The organism is Ruegeria sp. YTSA075 (assembly GCF_059610245.1).
The window spans coordinates 348,210-369,340 of the sequence record NZ_JBXWNG010000002.1 but is presented as its reverse complement, the minus strand read 5'-3'; the positions used below and the strand labels follow the sequence as shown (position 1 = coordinate 369,340).

19 protein-coding genes are annotated in these 21,131 nt (G+C 57.8%); 6 read left to right on the top strand and 13 right to left on the bottom strand.

The genetic code is table 11. The annotated features are described in order from the left end of the window. Window positions 1-159 precede the first annotated feature (159 nt). Together AC2FGE_RS04875 and AC2FGE_RS04870 are read right to left on the bottom strand one after the other, a co-directional pair. Window positions 160-1,131 (bottom strand): pyridoxamine 5'-phosphate oxidase family protein, encoded by a 972-nt coding sequence (locus AC2FGE_RS04875; protein WP_496818078.1) that lies wholly within the window; start codon window positions 1,129-1,131, stop codon window positions 160-162. Window positions 1,132-1,169: 38 nt separating this feature from the next. Next, window positions 1,170-1,793: a glutathione S-transferase family protein gene (locus AC2FGE_RS04870; RefSeq protein ID WP_496818077.1), complete on the bottom strand. Its 624-nt coding sequence runs from the start codon at window positions 1,791-1,793 to the stop codon at window positions 1,170-1,172. Window positions 1,794-1,896: 103 nt separating this feature from the next. Between AC2FGE_RS04870 and AC2FGE_RS04865 the strand changes: the two genes are divergently transcribed. From AC2FGE_RS04865 to AC2FGE_RS04850, 4 genes are all read left to right on the top strand, one after another. Beyond that, window positions 1,897-2,784: a LysR family transcriptional regulator gene (locus tag AC2FGE_RS04865; RefSeq protein ID WP_496818076.1), complete on the top strand. Its 888-nt coding sequence runs from the start codon at window positions 1,897-1,899 to the stop codon at window positions 2,782-2,784. A gap of 140 nt (window positions 2,785-2,924) precedes the next feature. Next, the gene (locus AC2FGE_RS04860) at window positions 2,925-3,593 is read left to right on the top strand and encodes a cupin domain-containing protein (protein ID WP_496818075.1); all 669 of its coding nucleotides are present in this window, start codon (window positions 2,925-2,927) and stop codon (window positions 3,591-3,593) included. Window positions 3,594-3,606: 13 nt separating this feature from the next. After that, entirely contained in the window at window positions 3,607-4,695 is a 1,089-nt protein-coding gene (locus AC2FGE_RS04855) for a flavin monoamine oxidase family protein (RefSeq protein ID WP_496818074.1), read from the top strand. Next, the gene (locus AC2FGE_RS04850) at window positions 4,695-5,255 is read left to right on the top strand and encodes a TetR/AcrR family transcriptional regulator (protein ID WP_496818073.1); all 561 of its coding nucleotides are present in this window, start codon (window positions 4,695-4,697) and stop codon (window positions 5,253-5,255) included. The genes AC2FGE_RS04855 and AC2FGE_RS04850 overlap by 1 nt, the downstream gene beginning before the upstream one ends. 20 nt (window positions 5,256-5,275) lie before the next feature. Here the strand turns inward: AC2FGE_RS04850 and AC2FGE_RS04845 are convergent, their stop codons facing one another. The 3 genes from AC2FGE_RS04845 to AC2FGE_RS04835 all read right to left on the bottom strand — a co-directional run bounded on the left by AC2FGE_RS04845 (window position 5,276) and on the right by AC2FGE_RS04835 (window position 9,800). Beyond that, window positions 5,276-6,109: an HTD2 family dehydratase gene (locus AC2FGE_RS04845; protein ID WP_496818072.1), complete on the bottom strand. Its 834-nt coding sequence runs from the start codon at window positions 6,107-6,109 to the stop codon at window positions 5,276-5,278. 99 nt (window positions 6,110-6,208) lie between these two features. Then, window positions 6,209-7,312, bottom strand: a complete 1,104-nt coding sequence (locus AC2FGE_RS04840) for a mandelate racemase/muconate lactonizing enzyme family protein (RefSeq protein WP_496818071.1) — start codon at window positions 7,310-7,312, stop codon at window positions 6,209-6,211. A 1-nt stretch (window position 7,313) separates the two neighbouring features. Then, window positions 7,314-9,800, bottom strand: coding sequence for an FAD-dependent oxidoreductase (locus AC2FGE_RS04835; protein ID WP_496818069.1), 2,487 nt, complete (start codon window positions 9,798-9,800; stop codon window positions 7,314-7,316). Window positions 9,801-9,954: 154 nt separating this feature from the next. Here AC2FGE_RS04835 and AC2FGE_RS04830 point away from each other — a divergent pair, with 154 nt between their 5' ends. Together AC2FGE_RS04830 and AC2FGE_RS04825 are read left to right on the top strand one after the other, a co-directional pair. Next, window positions 9,955-11,043, top strand: a complete 1,089-nt coding sequence (locus AC2FGE_RS04830) for an aromatic ring-hydroxylating oxygenase subunit alpha (protein WP_496818068.1) — start codon at window positions 9,955-9,957, stop codon at window positions 11,041-11,043. Window positions 11,044-11,122: 79 nt separating this feature from the next. Further along, window positions 11,123-11,506 (top strand): carboxymuconolactone decarboxylase family protein, encoded by a 384-nt coding sequence (locus tag AC2FGE_RS04825; RefSeq protein ID WP_480549526.1) that lies wholly within the window; start codon window positions 11,123-11,125, stop codon window positions 11,504-11,506. A gap of 15 nt (window positions 11,507-11,521) precedes the next feature. On the opposite strand, the gene AC2FGE_RS04820 is transcribed toward AC2FGE_RS04825, so the two are convergent. The 8 genes from AC2FGE_RS04820 to AC2FGE_RS04785 form a co-directional block, all read right to left on the bottom strand. Then, a complete protein-coding gene (locus AC2FGE_RS04820; protein WP_496818067.1) occupies window positions 11,522-13,540 on the bottom strand; it encodes a CocE/NonD family hydrolase in 2,019 nt (672 codons plus the stop codon). 128 nt (window positions 13,541-13,668) lie between these two features. After that, window positions 13,669-14,676: a LacI family DNA-binding transcriptional regulator gene (locus tag AC2FGE_RS04815; RefSeq protein ID WP_496818066.1), complete on the bottom strand. Its 1,008-nt coding sequence runs from the start codon at window positions 14,674-14,676 to the stop codon at window positions 13,669-13,671. Window positions 14,677-14,681: 5 nt separating this feature from the next. Further along, on the bottom strand, window positions 14,682-15,851 hold the full coding sequence (locus tag AC2FGE_RS04810; RefSeq protein ID WP_496818065.1) for a dihydrodipicolinate synthase family protein: 1,170 nt from the start codon (window positions 15,849-15,851) through the stop codon (window positions 14,682-14,684). A 4-nt stretch (window positions 15,852-15,855) separates the two neighbouring features. Beyond that, on the bottom strand, window positions 15,856-16,164 hold the full coding sequence (locus tag AC2FGE_RS04805) for a Dabb family protein (RefSeq protein ID WP_496818064.1): 309 nt from the start codon (window positions 16,162-16,164) through the stop codon (window positions 15,856-15,858). Then, window positions 16,161-17,753: a GMC family oxidoreductase gene (locus tag AC2FGE_RS04800; protein ID WP_496818063.1), complete on the bottom strand. Its 1,593-nt coding sequence runs from the start codon at window positions 17,751-17,753 to the stop codon at window positions 16,161-16,163. Before AC2FGE_RS04800 ends, AC2FGE_RS04805 begins: the two co-directional genes overlap by 4 nt. Before the next feature lie 17 nt (window positions 17,754-17,770). Continuing rightward, window positions 17,771-18,529 (bottom strand): 3-ketoacyl-ACP reductase, encoded by a 759-nt coding sequence (locus tag AC2FGE_RS04795; RefSeq protein ID WP_496818062.1) that lies wholly within the window; start codon window positions 18,527-18,529, stop codon window positions 17,771-17,773. Further along, window positions 18,526-20,016: a GMC oxidoreductase gene (locus AC2FGE_RS04790; RefSeq protein WP_496818061.1), complete on the bottom strand. Its 1,491-nt coding sequence runs from the start codon at window positions 20,014-20,016 to the stop codon at window positions 18,526-18,528. The genes AC2FGE_RS04795 and AC2FGE_RS04790 overlap by 4 nt, the downstream gene beginning before the upstream one ends. After that, window positions 20,013-21,125 carry an ABC transporter ATP-binding protein gene (locus AC2FGE_RS04785; RefSeq protein ID WP_496818060.1) on the bottom strand — a complete coding sequence of 371 codons (1,113 nt, stop codon included), beginning with the start codon at window positions 21,123-21,125 and terminating at the stop codon, window positions 20,013-20,015. The genes AC2FGE_RS04790 and AC2FGE_RS04785 overlap by 4 nt, the downstream gene beginning before the upstream one ends. Window positions 21,126-21,131 lie beyond the last annotated feature (6 nt).

Below are 21,131 nucleotides of genomic sequence, written 5' to 3'. Positions count from 1 at the left end.
GACACATCACAACGAGATCACAGCCGGTTGCCCGGCGGTCCAATGGGTTGGTTGCTAAAACACGGCGCATATCTATTTGTTGCGCTGGATAACCGCCAGAACTAGCGCATTTGCGACATATCTGACTCGGAGCGACATACCTAACTGGGTATCCACCCCTTACCTTGCTTTTGTTGTCCAACTCCCCGTGCCGAGGCTGGTCGGTGAATATTCGGTCAGTTCTGCACGAAACGGCAACGCGTCATGTATCCGAATGCCGCTGACCAACTCAAACCGCCAGCCGCGTTGAGCACCTTCAAACCCCACGATGTCCGGATGCTGTTCCTCCAAAACGTCTACCGTTCCTGTCAGCATCAGAACATCGCCGGTTTGATAGTCAGGAAATAGTAAACCTGCACGCGGCGTGACCAGAAAGTTGCCCAGCGTGTTGAAGAAGTTATTCCCCTGAAAGTCCGGCACCAGAAGGCTGTTGCCCTGCACTTTCACAAACCCCGACCGCCCGCCGCGATGCGAAACGTCAACGCTGCGACCCGTATCGGTGTCTGCATAACTTGCGACGTAGAATGCGTTGGCTGAGGCGATCATGTCGCGCGCGGCGGTGTCCAGTTCATTGAACCGCTCAATTTTTGAGTTCTTCGAGTTGCTGCCCGGCTCGCGGATGAAGTCAATGTCATGCGTTTGAATGTATTTCGGACAATTCCCGAAAGACTGGGTCACATCCAACAGTATGCCGGTCTCTGATACCTCACCAATCGTCGCATTCAGGCGATTCCGCCGCCGCGTCGAAAGCTCAAGCCCCAGCAAACCCAGCGGCGTGTCGCGTACCAGAGTGTCTGCCAATGGATCGTTGGTATGAGGCATGGCCTGCAGTCTCAACTGTCTGTCATTCGGTGAGGACAAAAATCCAGGCTGGCCCGACAGGATTGATGCCCAGGGCCAGCCATCTTGATCAACACTGCCCAAAAATACAAAGGGCAACTGTGCAAAGAACTCACGATGCTGGTCCGGCATGAACGGGCGGATCACCGTCCGGCCTATCTTTTCCATTCTGTCCTGTTTTCCGATGCGGCGCTGCATCTCGCGCTCGCCGCGGTGAAACGGAGAATGCTCGGTTTGAACTGGCGCGTTCATGGCGGACCTCTCAGTGTTTCGTGGGTTCAGATGCTGGTTCAGGCGGCGTTTAGCCCGGCTGCGGTTTTGGGCATTGGAACAAACCCTTCCAAAGCTTCGATATTGGCCAGCAGTTGACGCACATTCGGGTAGGGTTCCAACGAAACGTCGCCTTCGGGGGCATGGGCGGTGTAGCTGTAGATGGCCACATCAGCGATTGTGGGCCGATCACCGACCAGCCAATTGCGCCCGTCCAGATGTGCGTCCAGCTTGCCCAACACTTTGGCTGCTGTTGCGTGGGTAAACGCCTTGTCCAAAGGTGCGTTGAACACATTGATCAACCGGGCGGCTGCGGGGCCGAAGGCGAGCTCGCCAGCGGCAAGGGTCAGGAATTTCTGAACCTCAGCCTCAAGCACCGGATCATTGGGCAAATAGTCAGGGGCGTATTTGCGGGCGAGGTAAACGAGGATCGCGTTGCTGTCGCACACGACAGTATCGCCGTCCTCTAAAACCGGAACTTGCCCTGCAGGGTTCAAGGCCAGAAACGCATCCTGTTTATGCGCCCCGCCTGCCAAATCCACATTGACAACGTCATGAGGGATATCGGCTAAATTTGCGAACAAAACCACCCGGTGGGCGTGGCCAGATAGCGGAAAGCTGTGAATGCGGAGGGGATGTGTCATCAGATGGCTCCTTCTTTTGATTGCACTGGAGCCAGAGATAACTTGCTGAGAGTTGGGCGATAATATATTCATATGTTGAATTACTATGAACGAAGCGTAGATAATGGACACCATCGCAGGAATGCGGGTTTTTGTGGCTGTCGCAAGCCACGCATCGTTTACAGACGGTGCCCGACAGGTCGGCATCAGCACAAAACTGGCCAGTAAATACATCGGCCAGCTAGAGCAGCGTCTGAATGCTCAGCTTCTTCATCGCACCACCCGCAGTGTCACCCTGACCGACACCGGCAAGGCCTATTTCGAACGCTGCTTGCCGCTCTTGGAACAATTCGATGAGTTGGAAGGGCTGGTCCAGCAACGTCAGACCGAGCTGGCCGGACGCATCCGGATCACAGCCCCGACCGGTTATGGATCGGCCGAGTTAGTTCATCTGCTCAAACCCTTTCAGGATGAACATCCAGGCGTTTTGATCGAACTGCATTTGTCTGATCACCATGTGTCCTTGGTGGATGAAGGATTTGATCTGGCCATTCGCTTTGGGGCGCAGAAAGACTCCTCGCTGGTGGCGCGTAAGCTGACCGATATGCGTATCGTTTGCTGTGCTGCACCGGATTACCTGGGCCGAATGGAAGCCCCCAAAACGCCAGAAGATCTGTCACGGCACAACTGCCTACTGCAAACGACGGGCAATCTGATCGACAGTTGGGATTTCAAAACCTCAGACGGAAAGCAATTTGTACCAGTCTCGGGCAATTTCCGCGCCAATTCGCCTCGCGCGGTCGCGAACATGGCCGCTGATGGGTTGGGGATCGGGCGGGTGCCTTTGTACACCGCGAAGCCGTTCTTGGCGGAAGGACGGCTAAAGTTGATCCTTGAGGCATACGAGGCCCGGATTTTGGGCCTATACGCCACTTACCCGCCCAACCGGCACCTGACCGCCAGAATTCGCGCGTTGATCGACTATCTGGTGACTGCTCTGGCACATTCATAGCGGTTTTGATCGGTTAAATACCTAAAGTACAACCGAAAAGACCGTTGTTCGAAACTTGGTATTGAAATCGGCCTACCTAGTAGTAGATAGTTATTGCGAAACTTGTATGCCAATCTACCTTTCCCGAGAAGGAACCTCCCATGGAACTGAACTCCGATTTCTCTGCCCGCGTCGTTGTCCACTCGGACCAGATTGATTGGTTGCCCTCGCCTATGAAGGGCGTTGACCGTCGGATGCTCGACCGGATCGGAGGCGAAGTGGCCCGTGCCACCACCATTGTGCGTTATGCATCAGGCAGTTCGTTCTCGGCCCACACCCATACCGGAGGCGAAGAATTCATCGTGCTGGATGGGGTATTTCAAGACGAGCACGGCGACTTCCCAGCAGGCACCTATGTGCGCAACCCGCCAACCTCGTCTCACACGCCTGGTTCGGCACCGGGATGTACGATCTTTGTCAAACTCTGGCAGTTTGACATGGGGGACCGAAAGCAGTTCCGTAAAACAATGGCGGAGGAGCTTGGTGCGCCGGTCAATGGCGTTGCGACAGCACTACTACACGAAGATTCCCGCGAACGCGTCACCTACAGCCATCTTGACCCGGGTGCAGAACTGACTTCGGATGCAGCCGGTGGGCAGGAGTTGTTGGTCATAGATGGCCAGATCACCTCAGGCGAGGATACGCTGGCTAAGAACGCATGGCTACGGTCGCCTGACGGCGAAAACTTGACGGCTGTGGCAGGTCCTGATGGTGCAAAGGTCTGGATGAAGACCGGCCATCTGCCCTATGCCAAAGCGCCGGCGGTTTGATTGCGCCGTGCACATGAACTCTCAACCCAGACTACGGACGCAGACCCTGATTATCGGAGGCGGTCTTTCGGGCCTGAGCCTTGCGGCAGAGCTAACGCGACAAGGGCATGACTTTGTTTTGGCCGAAGCTCGGGATCGTCTGGGCGGTCGTATTCTGACCCGGCATTATGGCGATACCGGCTATGATCTGGGTCCTGCTTGGTTCTGGCCCGGTCAGCCAAGGATTGCAGACTTGATCGGTCAGCTTGGTCTATCTTGGTTCGAACAGCATTATGCCGGCGAGCTGACCTATGAGGACGAACATGGCCGCGTGTCGCGGGGCCTTGGATTTGCATCCATGCGGGGATCGCTGCGATTGGACGGCGGCTTTGGTGCGCTGATCGACGCTTTGTCGACAAGCGTTCACCCGGACAGGGTTCACCTGTCGACGCCAATACAACAGATCGCGCGTGCCGAAGATGGAGTGATTGCAACAGCTATCGACGGTCGAGCCGTTCATGCTGATCGGGTTGTGCTCGCGCTGCCCCCTCGTGTTGCTGCGCAGTTGTCCTTTGTGCCCGCATTGCCTGACCAAGCGCTGAGCTCGATGCTTGCGGTGCCCACTTGGATGGCGGGCCAGGCCAAAGTTGTTGCAATCTATGCATCACCCTTCTGGCGCAACTCCGGATTGTCCGGCGACGCGATGAGCCGTCGAGGTCCGATGGTTGAAATCCACGATGCCTCGCCCGCCCAAGACGCACCCTATGCGCTATTCGGTTTTGTCGGAGTGCCGCCGCAGGCGCGCAAAGATCAGGTGCATCTGCGCCAACTGGTCTTGAATCAACTCGTGCGGCTGTTCGGGCAAGAGGCTGCACAGCCGCTGGACCTGTTTATCAAAGACTGGGCCGATGACCCGTTCACGGCAACATTGGAAGATCAGCAGCCGCTATTCAATCACCCAACATACGGCCTGCCCTCACCCTTGATGGGTCTGTGGGACCAAGCGCTGATATTCGCTGGGACCGAGGTTGCCTCCCAGTTCGGTGGATACGTTGAAGGTGCATTGGAAGCGGCGGAACAGGCCGCAAGGCTTGTCGCAACGCAAAAGGTAGAGTTTTCATGATGACCGATACGAAAGCGGCCCTTCTAAACGTCGCCGAGCAGGCCGCGCGCACCCATGGGTTTGATGGGTTCAGCTATGCGGATTTGGCCGATGAGGTCGGCATTCGCAAAGCATCCATCCACTATCATTTCCCGACTAAGGCAGCGTTATCCGCGGCATTGATGGATCGATACCATGAGGCGTTGAAGGCCGATTGTGATCGGATCGATGCCGCTTGCCCCTTCGCCGGTCAGCGTTTGTTGGCGCTGATTGATATCTATCGGGACGCTTTGAGTGGCGGCAAAACATTGTGTCTGTGCGTGGCCTTGATCAGCAGTCGCGAAAGCCTGTCGGCTGAGGTGATCCAAAAGATATCTGAGTTCCGAGCGATGATGGTGAACTGGCTGACCCATGTGTTCGAACTGGCTGCGCAGGATGGCTCCATTTCATCTTTGGGTGCCGCCCCGGCCGAGGCCCGCGCGGCCCTTGCCCTGCTGGAAGGGGCACATCTGACCGCACGGGCCGAGGAAAACACCTTTCGCTTCAATCAGGCCGTTGAATTGCTTGAGGCGCGGTGCTGAGCGCGATTAACGGTTGAGGATCAGAACGACGCATGGGCCTGCATCGCCTGGACCCCGTCATGGCGGCGAGCCCAAAGGTCCAAACCATCTTCACTCACCCTGCCTTCAAGGTGAAATGGTGCCATCCCGGCGATGGGAGACAGGCCTTTGAATGCGAATTTTTTCAGCGGTTTGTCGACGATCCGACAGGCCAGATCGGCCAATAGTTTCGCTGTCAACGGGCCGTGAAAAACCAGCCCGTCATACCCTTCGACGGTGCGGGCATAGTCCACGTCGTAGTGTATGCGGTGGCCATTGAAAGTTAGGGCCGAATAGCGGAACAGCATGACCTCGGAGGGCGTAACCAATTCCGAAACCTCTGCGTCGGCAGGCGCAGCAGGTTGCGCGGGTTTTGGTGCGTTAGGGTTTGGGTCTTCGCGAAAAACGATGTCATGTTCTTCGATCAGGGCAAGCGTGCCATCTTCGGCCAGAACCTCATGCATCACTGTGACAAAGCACAGCTCCCCGCTGCGCCCGTTTTTTTCAGTGATTGCTTTGATGGTCGAGCGTTTCTTGACACGCGCCCCCAGCAGCAAGGGTGTATGAAACGTAAATCGACCCCCTGCCCACATGCGCCGAGGCAATGTAACAGGTGGCAAAAAATCGCCCTTTTTTGGGTGCCCGTCCCGCCCCAACTGATCCAGCGGTTTGGCGTCGAGAAAGTAGAGCCAATGCCATAGCGGGGGGAGCGGATCACCAATCTCCAAGCTGGGCTCCCGCACCAGCGTGGCTTGCATGAACCGCGCTGGTTCGGGGCGCAGGATGTCGCTGTGGCTTTCGCTACGTCCGATCCAACTGTCGAAGGTATTTGGCATGGTACGCCCAAAGCTTGCGCCACATACGATCCGTGGCTGTTGGGGTCAGCCTAGGATCGCGCGGTGCCAACGACAAGACAGACCACGCGATGATGTGGATCAGTCGATGATTGCAATCGGCTGACCCAGCGTATCAACATCGGGCGTGATACCCAAACCGGGCCCCTCGGGCGGGGTGATACGGCCATTCTGACGCACGGGACAATCCGAAGCCAATCGGGGCCCGACATAGTGGCTCAGGTCGCAAGTGTTCAGGATGCCACGCGCGGGTGTCGATGCTGCAAGATGCAGCACAGCCGCAGTTGTTATATCGCTGCCCCAAGTGTCTTCGATACACATCTGGGTGCCCAGCGTCAGACAAAGGTCGCGGATTTGCCGCATCGCAGACAGGCCACCCATCTTGGACAGTTTCAACGCCGCCGCCTGCATGCAGCCCAGTTGGTGCGCCTCAAGCACCGAGGTGATGTCATGGGCGTTTTCGTCGATCTTCATAGGCAGGCCGGTTGTACGCTGGACATGGGCGCATTCATGCAAACTGGCGCAGGGCTGTTCCAGCATTACGTCCATATGAGATGCGGCCCGCCCGACCCGGATGGCCGTCAGCGCATCGCAGCCGCAGTTCCAATCGCCGTAAACCAAGGGACCTGCCCCAACGGCTTCGCGCACCTTGGCCAGACGTTCCACATCCGCTTGCCAGTCGTCGTCCGCACCCAGCTTCACTTGAAACTGGCGCATACCGTTGTCATAAGCGTCGCGTGCCATTCGGGCCATTTCATCCGGTGCGACGCAGGTGATCGAGTGATAGAGCGGCATGTCTTTGACTTGCCGCCCGCCCAACAGGCGATGCAGCGGCAGGGACGCCGCCTGCGCAGTCAGATCCCACAGAGCCATATCGATGGCCGACTTGGCATAGCCATGGCCGTACAGGTAGGCGTTCGCGCGTTCCATCAATGCCTCGGGGCCAACCGGGTCGGCCCCGATCAGAACCGGAGCCAGTTCCATGACGGCAGGGATGACGCCCTTGGCATAGGCCGGCAAGTAGTGGGGAATGGGGCAGACCTCACCCCATCCTTGCAGCCCGGCATCCGTATCGATTCGCAGAACCACAGAGGTGGTGGTGTCGCAGGTTTTTCCATCAGCCATATAGTAGGTCTCATGGCTGGTCAGGGGAACTTCCCACAGCGCGATGCGCGTGATCTTCACGTCAGGCTTCCTCTACTTGCTCAAGCTGTGGGGCGTCGGTGCGCGGCAGAAGGCTGGCCGGGTCATAGGCTGGTTCAGCCAGGATGCGCCCTTTGCGCGGCGTGCCCGCAATGATGACCTCGATTTCGGTGCCCGGCACATGGGCGTGCGGCTTGATATAAGCAAAGGCCAAGATCTTGCCGACCGTGTGGCCATAGGCGACCGAGGCCGTTGCGCCGACAATTTCACCATCCACAACAACAGCTTCGCCGCCATGGCCGTCCTCAACCCCATCCGGTTCGATCTCCAGATAGGCACAGATCCACGGCATTTCGCCCTTCTCGGCCTGATCCGCACTGACACGCGTGGCTTCGACGCCCAAATAGTCTTTGTTCAGCTTCATGAAGCGGCCTACATTGGCCTCGGGCAGCGTGACCTCGTTGGTCAACTCTCCTGCGCCGGGGAAGGCCTTCTCCATCCGCATCGCGTTCATCGCGAAGGACCCGTAATTGACGATGCCGTACGCCTCACCCGCAGCCCATAGCGCCGAATAGACGTCAACGCAGGCCGCGTCCGGCATGTGCAGTTCCCAACCGAGTTCACCTGCATAAGACATTCGGAACGCCCAGACCTGATGGCCCGCGACCGTGATTTCCTGCGCTGACAGCCAACGGAACCCCGCATTGGACAGATCGGCGTCAGTGCATTGACTCAGAACGTCCCGCGATTTCGGGCCGTTCAACGACAAGGCTGACCATCCGGCGGATAGCGCCGTGATGATCACATCTTCATCGGCGCGGTTGTGGTTCAGGTGATCCAGCAGGCGCTGCTCAAAAAAGGCGGCGCAAACGAGATAGAACCGATCATCCGCCATGCGCACCAGCGTGGTCTCCAACTCAACCCGGCCCCGGCGGTTCAGCATATGTGTCAGCGTGATCGAGCCGGTTTTCTGCGGCATCTTGTTGGCGGTCAGGCGGTCTAGCAGAGCATAGGCGTCCGGGCCCGAAACTTCGACTTTGGTAAAGGCGGTGACGTCCATAATTCCGACACTCTCGCGAACGGCTTTGACCTCGGCCCCGACCACATCATGCACCACATTGCGGCGAAAGCTGTAGTGGTCGCGCTGCTCAACCCCTTCCGGCGCGAACCAGCGGGGGCGTTCAAACCCATAGACCTCTTCATACACCGCGCCCTTGTCCTTGAGAATTTCATAGAGCGGAGAAGGCTTTACCGGACGCCCCTCCAAGCGGTTGAAATGCGGGAACGGAATTTCATGGCGCAGTTTGTAATCCTCATGCGCTTTTATGACCTGCCAGCCCTTCTTGGCATAGCTGCCAAAGCGGCGCGGGTCGTAGTCGCGCATCGAAATGTCAGCCGCTCCACGGACCATCCACTTGGCGAGTTCGCGGGTTAGGCCGGGGCCCCAACCGATCCCAATCTGGGTTCCACAGCAGCACCAGTAGTTCTTGACGCCCGGAGCAGGGCCAACCATCGGGTTGCCATCCGGCGGGTGGCTGATCGCGCCGTGGACCTCACGGGTAATGCCCAGTTCCGCAAAGATCGGCATACGTACCAGCGAGTTCTCAAGCCAGGGCATGACGCGGTCATAGTCAGCCTCGAACAGCCAGTTCTCGTATTCCCATGGGCATTCGTCGTGCCAAACCGAGTTCGAGTTCTCTTTCTCGTAAATCCCGATCAGGCCCTTTTTCTGCTCCATCCGGATATAGCCCGAGACCATCTTGTCATCGCGGATCACCGGCAGTTCAGTGTCCAGATTCTGAAATTCGGGCACGTTTTCGGTGACGAAATAGTGGTGTGTCATCGAGGTCATGGGCAGCTGCAGTCCCGACCATTCGCCCATCTGGCGCGCGTAGGTGCCGCCTGCATTGACCACATGCTCACAGGTGATTGTGCCCTTTTCGGTCTCAACCACCCACTCGCCCACACCGTTCTGGGTGATGTTGGTGGCGCGGCAATGACGGAAGATGCGCACCCCTTTCTGACGCGCACCGGTGGCCATCGCCATGGTCACGTTCGAGGGGTCCACGTGGCCATCGTCCGGGGTATAAAGCGCGCCCAGAACGCCATCCAGATTATAAAACGGGTGCTTTTCTGCGATGAAGTCGGGCCCGACCAACTCGATGTTAAACCCCAGCGAACGACCCACGGACAAGGTGTGGCGCAACCAGTCCATCTCATCCTCGGTATAGGCCAAGCGGAACGAGCCGCAGCCATGCCAGGTGACGGCTTGCCCGGTCTCTTCCTCAAGCGTCTTGGAATACAGGCCAATATTGTAATCGACCATCCGCCCCAGCCCGTAGGAGCTGGTCGAATGGGTGATCTGCCCGGCCGCGTGCCATGTCGATCCGCTGGTCAGTTCAGCCTTTTCCAGCAGGATTGTGTCTTCGCCCCAGCCTTCATGCCCCAGATGATAGGCCAGGCCGCAACCCATGACGCCACCGCCAACAATGACGACCTTCGCACGCTGCGGCAGTTCTGTTTTGGACATCACAAAATTCCTGTTCGAGAGTCGCAGATTTCTGTGGATTTGATATTCAAACAAATGTACCACGGTCAATGAAAAATGATACAAATGATTGCGGCTTGGGTTTTTGAGGCTAAACTTGCCGCCTATCACTTGGGCTTTGTTACGAGGTCAGGGAATGAATAAACCGCTCACCCATTCGCTGGAGGCCAGCTATTACACCGATCCAGCCGTCTTCCAGAATGAGATGAACGGGCTGTTGTCTCGTACCTGGCAATTTGCAGGGCATGCGGCAGATATTCCAAATGTGGGCGATTATTTTGCCTTTCAGATCGCCGGTCAGAACCTGTTTGCCATTCGTGGCCGGGATGAGGTGATCCGCACGTTCTACAACGTCTGTCAGCATCGCGCGCATGAGATGGTAACTGGTACAGGCAACACTCGCGTGGTCGTTTGCCCCTATCACCAATGGACCTATGAGCTAACCGGCGGATTGCGCGCCGGGCCGAACATCAAAAAGGTTCCCGGATTTGATCGTGAGAAAATCTGCCTGACCGAGGTTCGGACTGAGATTTTTCTGGGCTTTATCTTTGTAAATTTGGACAAGGATGCCGCGCCAATGGACGACTGGTATCCCGGTGTGCGGGAAGAGATTGCCGCGTTTGTTCCCCAGATTGACGAGTTGGCACCGTTGGAATGGATTGAAATCCCGGAACATTGCAATTGGAAAGTCTCGGTCGAGAATTATTCGGAATGCTACCATTGCCCGACCAACCACCCGACATTTGCGGAAGGCGTAGTGAAACCCGAAACCTACGATATTCAGCCCGATATGGGTGGTGGCTATGTTTTGCGCCACACGACCGAGTGTCAGAGCCTCGAAAAGATGACTTATCCCATCGACATGTCAATGCCACATGCGGGCGACTACCAGTCTTGGTTCCTGTGGCCGATGTTCTCGTTCCAGTGTTATCCGGGCAATGTATTGAACACCTATCACTGGCGCGCTGAATCCGTTGATACCTGTACGGTCTGGCGCGGCTGGTACACGACTGGCGGGCATGAAAGTGATGTGATCCGCGGGCTGGCGGTTCAGGATCGCGAGACAACCGTGGCCGAAGATATCCGCCTGGTCGAATCCGTGTATCGCGGCCTGAAATCCAAAGGATATGTTCCCGGGCCTCTGGTTCTGGACCCTGATGGCGGGGTGATGAGCGAGCATTCAATCGCTCGGCTACAGCAATGGATGCGCGACGCTGTCGATTGATCTATGTGAAAATCTGGAATTGTGATCTGGTTGCGGGCATAGGGTCGCGCCATCATCAAAGCATTGAAACAGGAGAGAAATGATGGATGAAGATCTGTTCGAAAAAGGGTTAGAGCAGCGCAAGGCGACACTGGGGGCAGATTATGTCGAAAAGAACCTGGCCGCCGCCGATGACTTTACTCGCCCGTTTCAAGAGGCGATGACCGCCTGGTGCTGGGGTTTTGGCTGGGGTGATGACACGATCGATGCCAAGACCCGGTCGATGATGAACCTGTCTATGATCGGCGCGCTGGGAAAGATGCATGAATGGGAAATTCACTGCAAAGGCGCTTTGAACAATGGTGTCACCAAAGAAGAAATTCAGGCCATTATTCACGTGATCGGCATTTATTGCGGCGTACCGCAATCGCTGGAGTGCTTCCGCGTTGCCCGGAAAGTGCTGGAGGAGCGCGGTCTGCTCTGACCTGCTGCCATCAGTTCAGTTCAGATTGCGCGGCAGCTCCTCAGACCAATGTTGTTCATGGACAGATTCGGTGCCTTCAAAAGCGCGCAAGGTTGCGGTGATCTGCCAGTTTTGCGGCGAAGCAATCATGCAAACTTCGGTCTCGGTTCGGATCGACCAATCGCCGCGTGACATCTGGTAGACCCAACGCGTCTTGCCTACTGCGCCTGCCGGGTTTTGGGCGGAAGCGCTAAAGATTTCGCGGCCTTTTACTTCGATCTCAAGGCCATTTTCTACGATCCTGTAGCGGCCCGTCTCATGCTTTGTGTCGACGGTCACAATATCGCGGACCACATCATGGGTGATGCTTCGGCCGCCTTCACCTTCCGCCAACGTCACCGTTTCAAGCGGTGCGGCTTGCTCGGGCTCAGGATAAGCGTGAAGCGTTTTATCTAACGGGCTTGGTTGCCGGTCTGGCAGCGTCAGACAACAACGATCCAGATTGAGCGTCAGGGTCGCGGCTTCGGGTGCTGGCCAGATCAACGGGAAATAGCTGGTGGAAAGCGCAACACGGATGCGGCTGCCGACCCCGAACCGGTGGGCGATGGCGCGCAATGGAACCTCAATCTCATAGCTCTGTCCGGGCACCAAAGCCTCGGGAGTTTCGTGGCTGTTGCGGTGGGTCAGGTTCAAAACAGCGTAGGTCACGCGTGATGATGACCCGCTTGGCAAAACTTCGTTCAGGCGCACGGCGATTTGCGCAACCGGCTTGTCGGAGGAAAAGGCCAGCCGCAGGATCGGTTGGCCCACAATGTCGAATGAGTCCGAGAGCGGTGCGCTGTCAAAGCAGGCCGACAGCGCATCGTCACGTCGCTGATCGCCTGGCAAATCCCCATCGCTGGCAAAGGCGCACCAGAACCCGGCATAGCCACCCGACATGACCGGTGAGTTGACCGATACTGTTCCCGATCCGGGGGCATCGGTCGCCAAAGTACCTTTTGCGCTCGGGTACCAGTCAGATGATCCTATGGTGGGTGATGGCCAGCTGCTTTCTGCCACCCAATGCCCGTCGCGATGGGTCATCGCCTCCTTCGGCTCGGCGCTATGCTGCATGTAAAGGCGCAGCATGGGCTCATCCATGATACCGGTGTCGTCGCCTTTTAGCCAATGATCCCACCAACGCAGAACCTCTTGCAGGAAGCCCATCTGAGGACCGGGCAAGCCGGCATTTGGCATCAGATGTGCCCAGGGCCCGATCAGCCCTTTGCGCGGCCCTTGCAGATGTTCCATCATGCGAAGCACTGCCGGATAATACCCGTCGGCCCAGCCCGAGACTGCAAAGACCGGGATTTTGATGCGTGAAAATTCCTCACACACCGATCCGTGTTTCCAGAACGCATCGCGGGTTTGATGCTGCATCCAGGTCTTCAGCCAAAGCCCCGAGCCACGCAGGCGGCCCAACCACATTTCGCGCCAGCGTTCGCCCACATTTGCCGGGTCGGGCGGCATGGTGTTCTTACCAAACATGATCGAGGACCACGTCAGTTGCTCACCAAGCACGCAGCCACCAGAGTAGTGGATATCATCGGCATAGCGATCATCGGTTGAGCACAGGGTCAGGACGGCCTTCAACGCAGGCGGTTGCAGGGCCGCGATCTGCAACCCATTGAACCCGGACCACGATTTTCCAGTGATCCCGACCTTGCCGTCGCACCAGTCTTGTTCAGCGATCCATGCGATCACTTCGCACCCGTCTTGCAGTTCCTGAGGGGTGTATTCATCAGTCAGCACACCTTCGGAATCGCCGCTGCCGCGCAGATCGACGCGGACAACTGCATATCCGTGCCCCGCGAGGTAGGGATAAAGCGTCACATCCCGTTCGGCCATGATGTCATTCTTGCGGTAGGGCTGAAACTCGAAGATCGCAGGCACCGGCTGTGCCTCTGCATTCTCGGGCATCCAGATGCGGGCACCCAGATGGCACCCATCCGACATCGGGATCTCGATGTGATAGATTTCACGAACGGAGTTGGGGAATTGCGAGACAATCTTCATGTTCGAACCAGCCTATCCGTGGGTGGCAGAGGCAGCAGAGCCCCGGTTGATCCATTACAATCCGATATAGCTTGGCATGTCATCCCAAAACCTGCGCCGGGTTCTGGCCAAACACCTTCTTTGTGCTGTCAGTCGAGCGCTTTTGTTGTTTGTCGTTGTATCAGGCGGACATCTGTTCTGGTTTCGGCCTCTGGCATTTCGTCCTTTTGCAGCCAACACAAGATCGTATCTGCCACCCGTTGTCCAAAGGCCTCGACGCCGCAGTGAACCGAGGATAGCGCGGGCCAACACTCTGACGCCTCGCAAATATCGTCGAACCCGATGATCTGAAAGGAATTTCCGATCTCAACGCGGGCCTCGTGGCAGGCGTTGATCATTCCAAAGGCCACCAAATCGTTGAAACACAGTGCCGCGTCGCAATCCGGGTGGTTCCTGAACAGATCAATCGCTGCCGAATGCCCGAACGCGCGGCTGGTTTTCCCCGTCATGACAATCGGGTCCAAACCGCTTTCCTGCGTAACCTCAAGATAACCCGAGAACCGTTCCTGCGTGACCTGCCGACCCTCCAAACCGCCAACGAAAGCTACCCGGCGCGCGCCGGCGTTCAATAGGTGCTGGGTGGCGGCCCGCCCACCCGCGCGATAGTCAGGGGCCATAAAGGGGTGTTTGCCCGTCTCACTTTCGACCTGACGCAGGACTTGCATCATCGGGATTCCCGCACGCTCAACCGCATCAAGGGTCTTGGAGACATCCCCGTAAGCAGGCGACAGGATCAGGGCTGAAACCCCGTGTTCCAACATCGCGGTAACCACCTGGTCCTGAATATTGGGGTCTTCATTGGTGTTGGCGACAACCACCGCGTAGCCCCGCGACCCCAAAGCCATTTGCAAAGACGTGGCGAATTCAGTGAAAAATGGGTTGGTCAGATCGTTGATCACCAACCCGATCAGGGCATTCCCGGTTGACCGCAGATTGGCGGCGGATCGGTTATAGACATAACCGATCTCCTTCATCGCGGCGTGAACCAACGTTCTGGTTTCCGATTTGACCTGCGCACTGCCCTGCAACACAAGGCTAACCGTGGATTTCGACACGCCCGCCTTGTTGGCCACATCTATGATCGTAGGTCTGCGCATTCAGTCTATTGGTCTACCCCGTGCAGGTTCAGCAATGTTGTCATCCGCGCTGTAGCCCGATCCGGGTCCAAGAGCAAACCCGCTTGATCCGCAAGCCGGAACACTTCGGCGTAATGACAGATGTCGCGGCTGGATTGGAACCCGCCGGGCATAATGAAATGGCTCTGCGCGCCATTCAGCCAGGCCAGATAGGCAATCCCGGCCTTGTAATACCGCGTCGGTGCGCGGAAGATTTCACGGCTGAGCGGAACGGTCGGCGCAAACAGCGCGTGGTAACGATCCATATCGTTCTGCGCCAATGCCTCAAGCGCCTGAGCGGCAGCCGGGACGATGGCGGCGAATATCCCCAGCAGGGCATGAGAATAGTGATCCCCGTCCCCGGCGATCAAATCGGAATAGTTGAAATCATCCCCTGTATAGAGGCGCACGCTGTCCGGCAGGCGCTTGCGAAACGCTTCTTCATGCGCCTGATCGAGCAGTGAGATTTTGATACCATCGACTTTGGCTGGATTTTCTGTAATCAGGGACAGCACGAAATCGCTGGCCTGATCCACATCCGTACTCCCCCAATATCCAGTCAAGGCCGGATCGAACATGTCGCCCAGCCAATGCAGGATTACCGGTTCAGCCGCCCCATCGATTAGCGCGCGATAAACGTCGTGATACGTGTCCGACCCGGCGTTGATGGCCGGGAAGGCGCGTGAAGCCATCAGGATCAACTGTCCGCCTGCGGCCTCGATCGCTTCGGCCTGATGCTCGTAAGCCGACAGGATTTCCCCGGCCGTGTTCAAGGCACTAAGTGGTACATGATCCGTGCCAACCCCGCAGGCAACGCGCGGCAACAGAGGGTGAGCTTTGGCGGCCACCATAGTGCGTTGGATCAATTCCAATGCTGTTTCCCAATCCACACCCATCCCACGCTGTGCGGTGTCCATCGCCTCAGCCAAGCCAAGCCCTTGGTCCCACAAGCCTTGCCGGAAATTCAGGGTCGCGTCCCAATCCACCGCCGGGCGGCCCTCCCGTGGGTTTCGCTCGGCTATCGGGTCAGAAACCACATGTGCTGCGGCAAAAGCGGTGCGGGTCAAAGCCACCCGTGGCGCGCGAGGGACCAAAGGCGTTCCGGTCAGTGTGTAACATTCCAACTGGCCGTCGCGGTTTGGCAAGATTATTGTCATCGCCTCAGACCTCCAGATCCAACACCAGAATGCCGTTGATCCCACCCACCGCATTTGCCACCAATTGGGCACCACAGGCCTTGTGATCCTCATTGGCTTGATAGGTCGCCAGGGCATCCCAATCGTCGAAATCGATTACGAACCCGTGCATATAGCCGCGCTCGATCTGCTCCGGGCTTTGGCTACGGCCGCCGGTGAAGCCCTTTGCTCCGGGCAGAGCTTCGGCCACATCGGCGAGCCTTTGGTAAATCTGCGCAACCGTTTCTTCGGTTACATCCGTGCGGAATTTTGTCAAAACGATATGACGGATCATTGCGTAAATCCTTGATCATGCTTGATCATGTCGGCGGCTTTCTCGCCGATCATGATAGTGGGCGCGTTGGTGTTCGAAGAATTGACTGTCGGCATGATCGAGGCATCGGCGACGCGCAGCCCTTCGATCCCGTTAAAGCGCAGGCGTGGGTCCAAAACAGCCGCCTCGTCATTGCCCATGCGGCAAGTGCCCGCGCAGTGGTGCGAGGTTTTGGAATGAACGCAGATGAAGTCGAAATATTCCTGCTCAGTCTGTACTGCCGGACCCGGCAAACGTTCTGCCAGAATGTACGGCTCAAGCGCTTCTTGCGACAAGATGTTCTGCACCAGCTTCAAACCCCGGATTGACATCTCTCGGTCATAGGGATCGGCCAGATAATTCGGGTCGATCAGCGGCATTGCTGTCGGATCGGCGCTTTGCAACCGCACCGTGCCCCGAGACCGGGGCCGCAGGAAACAGGCGTTCAGCGTCACGCCACCGTTCGGCATCGCCTCGACCCCGGCCTCAATCCCAGTTCCCAGACCAAGATGCATCTGAATATCGGGGGAACGCGCGGCGGGGTCGGCGTACCAGAATCCACCGGTTTCAAATAGGCTGGAGGCCACCGGTCCCTTGCGCGTGACCAGATATTGCAGTCCTGCAAGCGCAGACAGATGCAGTTTGGCAAACCTGTCATAGGTGTGCGGGCCGGTGACCTCGCAAATTGAATAGAGGTCCAGATGATCCTGCAGGTTCTCACCAACCTGCGGCTGGTCATAGACTGGCTTGATCCCGAGGCTATCCAGATGACCCGCGGGTCCGATCCCGGACAATTGCAGCAAGCGGGGAGAACCGATGGCTCCGGACGATAGGATCACCTCACGCGCGGCAGTGATCTTTTCACCGCTCATCATCTCAATGCCAGTAGCGCGGCCCTTTTGGACCATGATCCTGCGGACCTGAGCGCACAAGCGCACAGTCAGGTTCGGTCGGTTCCGATTGGGTGCCAGAAACGCCATCGCTGCCGAGGATCTGCGCGCGTTGCGTTGGGTCAGCTGGTAATACCCGGCCCCATCCTGTTTCGCGCCATTCACATCGTCCGTTTTAGGGATGCCAACCTGCCCGGCGGCCTCGATATAGGCATCGCAAATCGGCAAAGGCGCGGCTGGCATCGAAACACCCAGCGGGCCGCCCTTGCTGTGGAATTTATTGTCGTAGCTGTCGTTGTCTTCGGACTTCTTGAAATAGGGCAGGACATCGTCATAGCCCCAGCCCTCGCACCCCATCTGTCGCCAGTCGTCATAATCCTGCGCAGCACCGCGCGTGTAGATCTGAGCATTTATGGCCGACCCGCCGCCGACTACCTTGGCTTGGGTGTAGTTGAAAATCTTCCCCTGCATGTGCTTCTGCGGCACCGTCGACCAACCCCAGCTACCAATGCCTTTGGTCATCTTGGCAAAGCCCGCAGGAAGGTGAAAAAACGGATGCCGGTCTGAGGGCCCGGCCTCAAGCAGCAGGACCTTGGCCGAGGGTTCCTCGGACAACCGCGCCGCAATGACAGACCCCGCCGAGCCGCCGCCGATCACGATGAAATCATATCCTTCAGACATCTTGTCCTCTGAGTTCCTTACAGGCGCGAGATCGAAAGCCCGCCATCCACGGGGATCGCGGCCCCGGTGGCAAATTGCATCTGGCCGTCCACGATGGGAACGATGACCGAGCCGATATCCTGCGGTTCACCCCACCGCGCGGCTGGCACCAGCCCGCCTTCGATCCGGTCGGTGTATTTGTCTCGTACACCAGCCGTCATTTCTGTGGCGATGATGCCGGGGCGCAGCTCGAACACGCCAATCCCATGCGGAGCCATCCGCACCGCAAACAGCTGCGCCATCATCGCGGCGGCCGCTTTGGACACGCAGTATTCGGCGCGCTCAATTGACACCATCGTGGCGCTGACCGACGTAATGAACGTGATTGAGCAATAGCCGCTCTGCGGGCTGGCCAACATGCGCCGTGCGACCTCTTGTGTCAGAAAGAACGCGCCGCGCAGGTTGATGTCTTGGACAAAATCCCAGTTCTCGGGTGTCAATTCCAGCATATCGCCGCGTACCGGCGCACCGACGCCTGCGTTGTTGATCAGGGCGGTAATCGGCCCATACTGGGCTTCGACCTGATCCAGCAAAGCGGGCACGTGATCGATGTCTGACACATCATGCTGAACGTAGATCGTGTTCGGGCCCAGTTCGGCCAGGGCTTCTTGCACGATTGGGTCTTTTGGGTCTACCTGCGAGGCCAGTGCAACCTTGTGCCCTGCCGCGACCAACGCGCGTGCGATCCCCAGGCCAATGCCCTGCTGCCCTCCGGTGACCAAGGCAACCCGGGTCATGCCGCAAACTCCGTTTCAATAATATGACGACCGGCGCGCAAGGCCAGCGCCGCGATGGTCAACGCCGGATTGACGGCGGCCGAGGTCGGCAAAACCGAGGCGTCGACGATGAACAGATTTCGGTGATCATGGCTGCGGCAGAACGTGTCTACAACACTGCTGGTTCGGTCATCCCCCATCCGTGCCGTTCCGCATTGGTGCGAGGGCGTGCGGCGGTCGAAGGGTCGAGACAGAACCATCGGAAACCCAGCCCGGCGCAGGTGCTGTTTGAGCTTGGCGACCAGCGCCTTATGCGCTTGCCAGTTCGACCGTTTCCAGTCCAGTCTGATCTGGTCACCCGTGATCGTCACCCGGCTGTCGGGGTTTGGCAGGTCCTCGGACATGGCGTAGAAATCAAAGCTGCGATTTGCGATCATTGCTGCGATTGGCCCCGGCAATCTGGTCTGAGACGCCAGGATAGGGCCGGTGATCTTGCCCAGCATCTGGATATTGCCCAACGGCGCACCGCCCTGCCCGTCATCATTGTAGTAGTCGTTGAACATCAACGTCTTCTGATAGATTGAACGGTTGCGACGCAGCGGATGCAGGGCCAGAACTGCCGAGCAATTGTGGTTCATGAAGTTGCGCCCAACCTGATCTGATCGGTTCGCAAGACCGGTAGGGCTATTGTCATTGGCGGATTTCAATAACAGCGCGGCGGACTGAACTGCACCGGCGGATAGAACAATCACCGGCGCGCGCAGCGTGCCATGCCCCGTGACCTCAACGCCTGTAATGCGCCCGTCATTGTTGCTGAGCAGCTTATCTGCAGGTGCGTTGGTTAGCAGCTCAACATTTTCATGGGTCAAAGCCTCGGCCAGGGCACAGGTCTCGGCGTCCATCTTGCCACCGCAGGTGTTCGGAAACGCGTCCCAGGTGGTCTGCCCGCCGGATAGCCAGCGGTCGATATCCACGCCTAAGGGGACCGATGCGGGTGACAACCCCGTCCCACTTAAGCGCGTGCGCAGTTCAACAATGTCAGGCTCATCGGTCACGGGCGGATGTGGGTAAGTACTGCTATGAGGGGGCTCCGTCGGGTCCTCATCGGCAGTGCCTCGCACCGAGTAAAGCCGTTCAGCCGCCGCGTAGTCGGGTTCCAAATCGTGGTAGCTGATGGGCCAGCCAGCAGAATGACCGCCCATGTGTTGGCGGGGTTCAAAATCCTCAGCACGGTATCGAATGAGTGCGGCGCCGTAGAACTTGGAATTGCCGCCAACACAATAGTAATTGCCGGGATTAAAGGGCTGCCCTTCGCCGTCCAGCCATGTTTCATCGGGGCGGAAATGCCCATCCTCAAAAATCGCCTTTGGGTCGCGGTCCGCAGGCGATGGGCGCAGATGCTCGCCTCGTTCGAGGATCAATATGCGGCGGCCCGTGGGGGCAAGTGCTGCGGCCAGCGTTGCCCCTCCGACCCCAGATCCGATGATTATGACATCCGGGTTTGTCACGGAACAATCCGCATCTCGCTTTCCGGGTCAAAGGCCACGGCCTTTTCCATATTGACGGCAAAGTCGAAATCCTGCCCCGCCGCGACCTCGGCGTCCGAGCGCATGCGGGCAATCACATCCCGCCCCCCCAATTGCATCGAGACAAACGTGTCCGAACCGGCAGGTTCGGTAACAACAATCCGGTTGGTCATCTGCGCAATGTTCGAGGATTTGCGATCCGCGCCATCCATATCGGTGATGGTTTCCGGTCGGATGCCGAGCAAGATGTCGCGCCCATCCCATTCGGCGAGATTGTCCTGACTGAAAGGCAGTTGAGCAAGTGATCCGTCATGGGTGGCAACCTCGGCATGAGGACGACCGTTCAGCACGGACACCTTCGCAGGCATCACGTTCATCGCGGGTGAGCCCATGAAGGTTGCGACGAAGATATTGGCCGGGGTGTCGTAGATTTCCTGCGGGGTTCCCAGTTGCTGCACATAACCGCCGTTCATCACTGCGATCCGGCTGGACAGGGTCATCGCCTCGATCTGATCATGAGTCACGTATACGATTGTGGTGCCAAGGTTTTGATGCAGCTTCTTGATCTCGGTCCGCATATCGACACGCAGTTTGGCGTCGAGGTTGGACAGAGGCTCGTCAAACAGGAACACATCCGGTTCCCGTACCAGTGCCCGGCCCATGGCAACACGTTGACGTTGACCACCGGACAATTGACCGGGCTTGCGGTCCAGCAACTGCTCGATCTGTAAAAGCGTGGCGACCTCGTGCATCGCCTTGTCGCGCTCGGGCTTGGGCACTCCGTGCATCTCAAGCCCGAAGGTGATGTTCTGCCCGACCGTCATGTTCGGGTAGAGCGCATAGCTTTGGAACACCATGGCGATGTTTCGGTTCGACGGATGCACCCCATTCATCACCTTCTCCCGGATGCGGATCTCGCCGCTGGTGATCTCATCCAGCCCCGCGATCATGTTTAGTAGAGTGGATTTGCCACAGCCCGACGGGCCGACGAGTACAAGGAACTCTCCCTCCTGCACCGAGATATCGACCTTGTGCAGAACCTCGACCGACCCATAGGATTTGGTCGCGTTATCTATGTCCAGAAAACCCATAAGGCC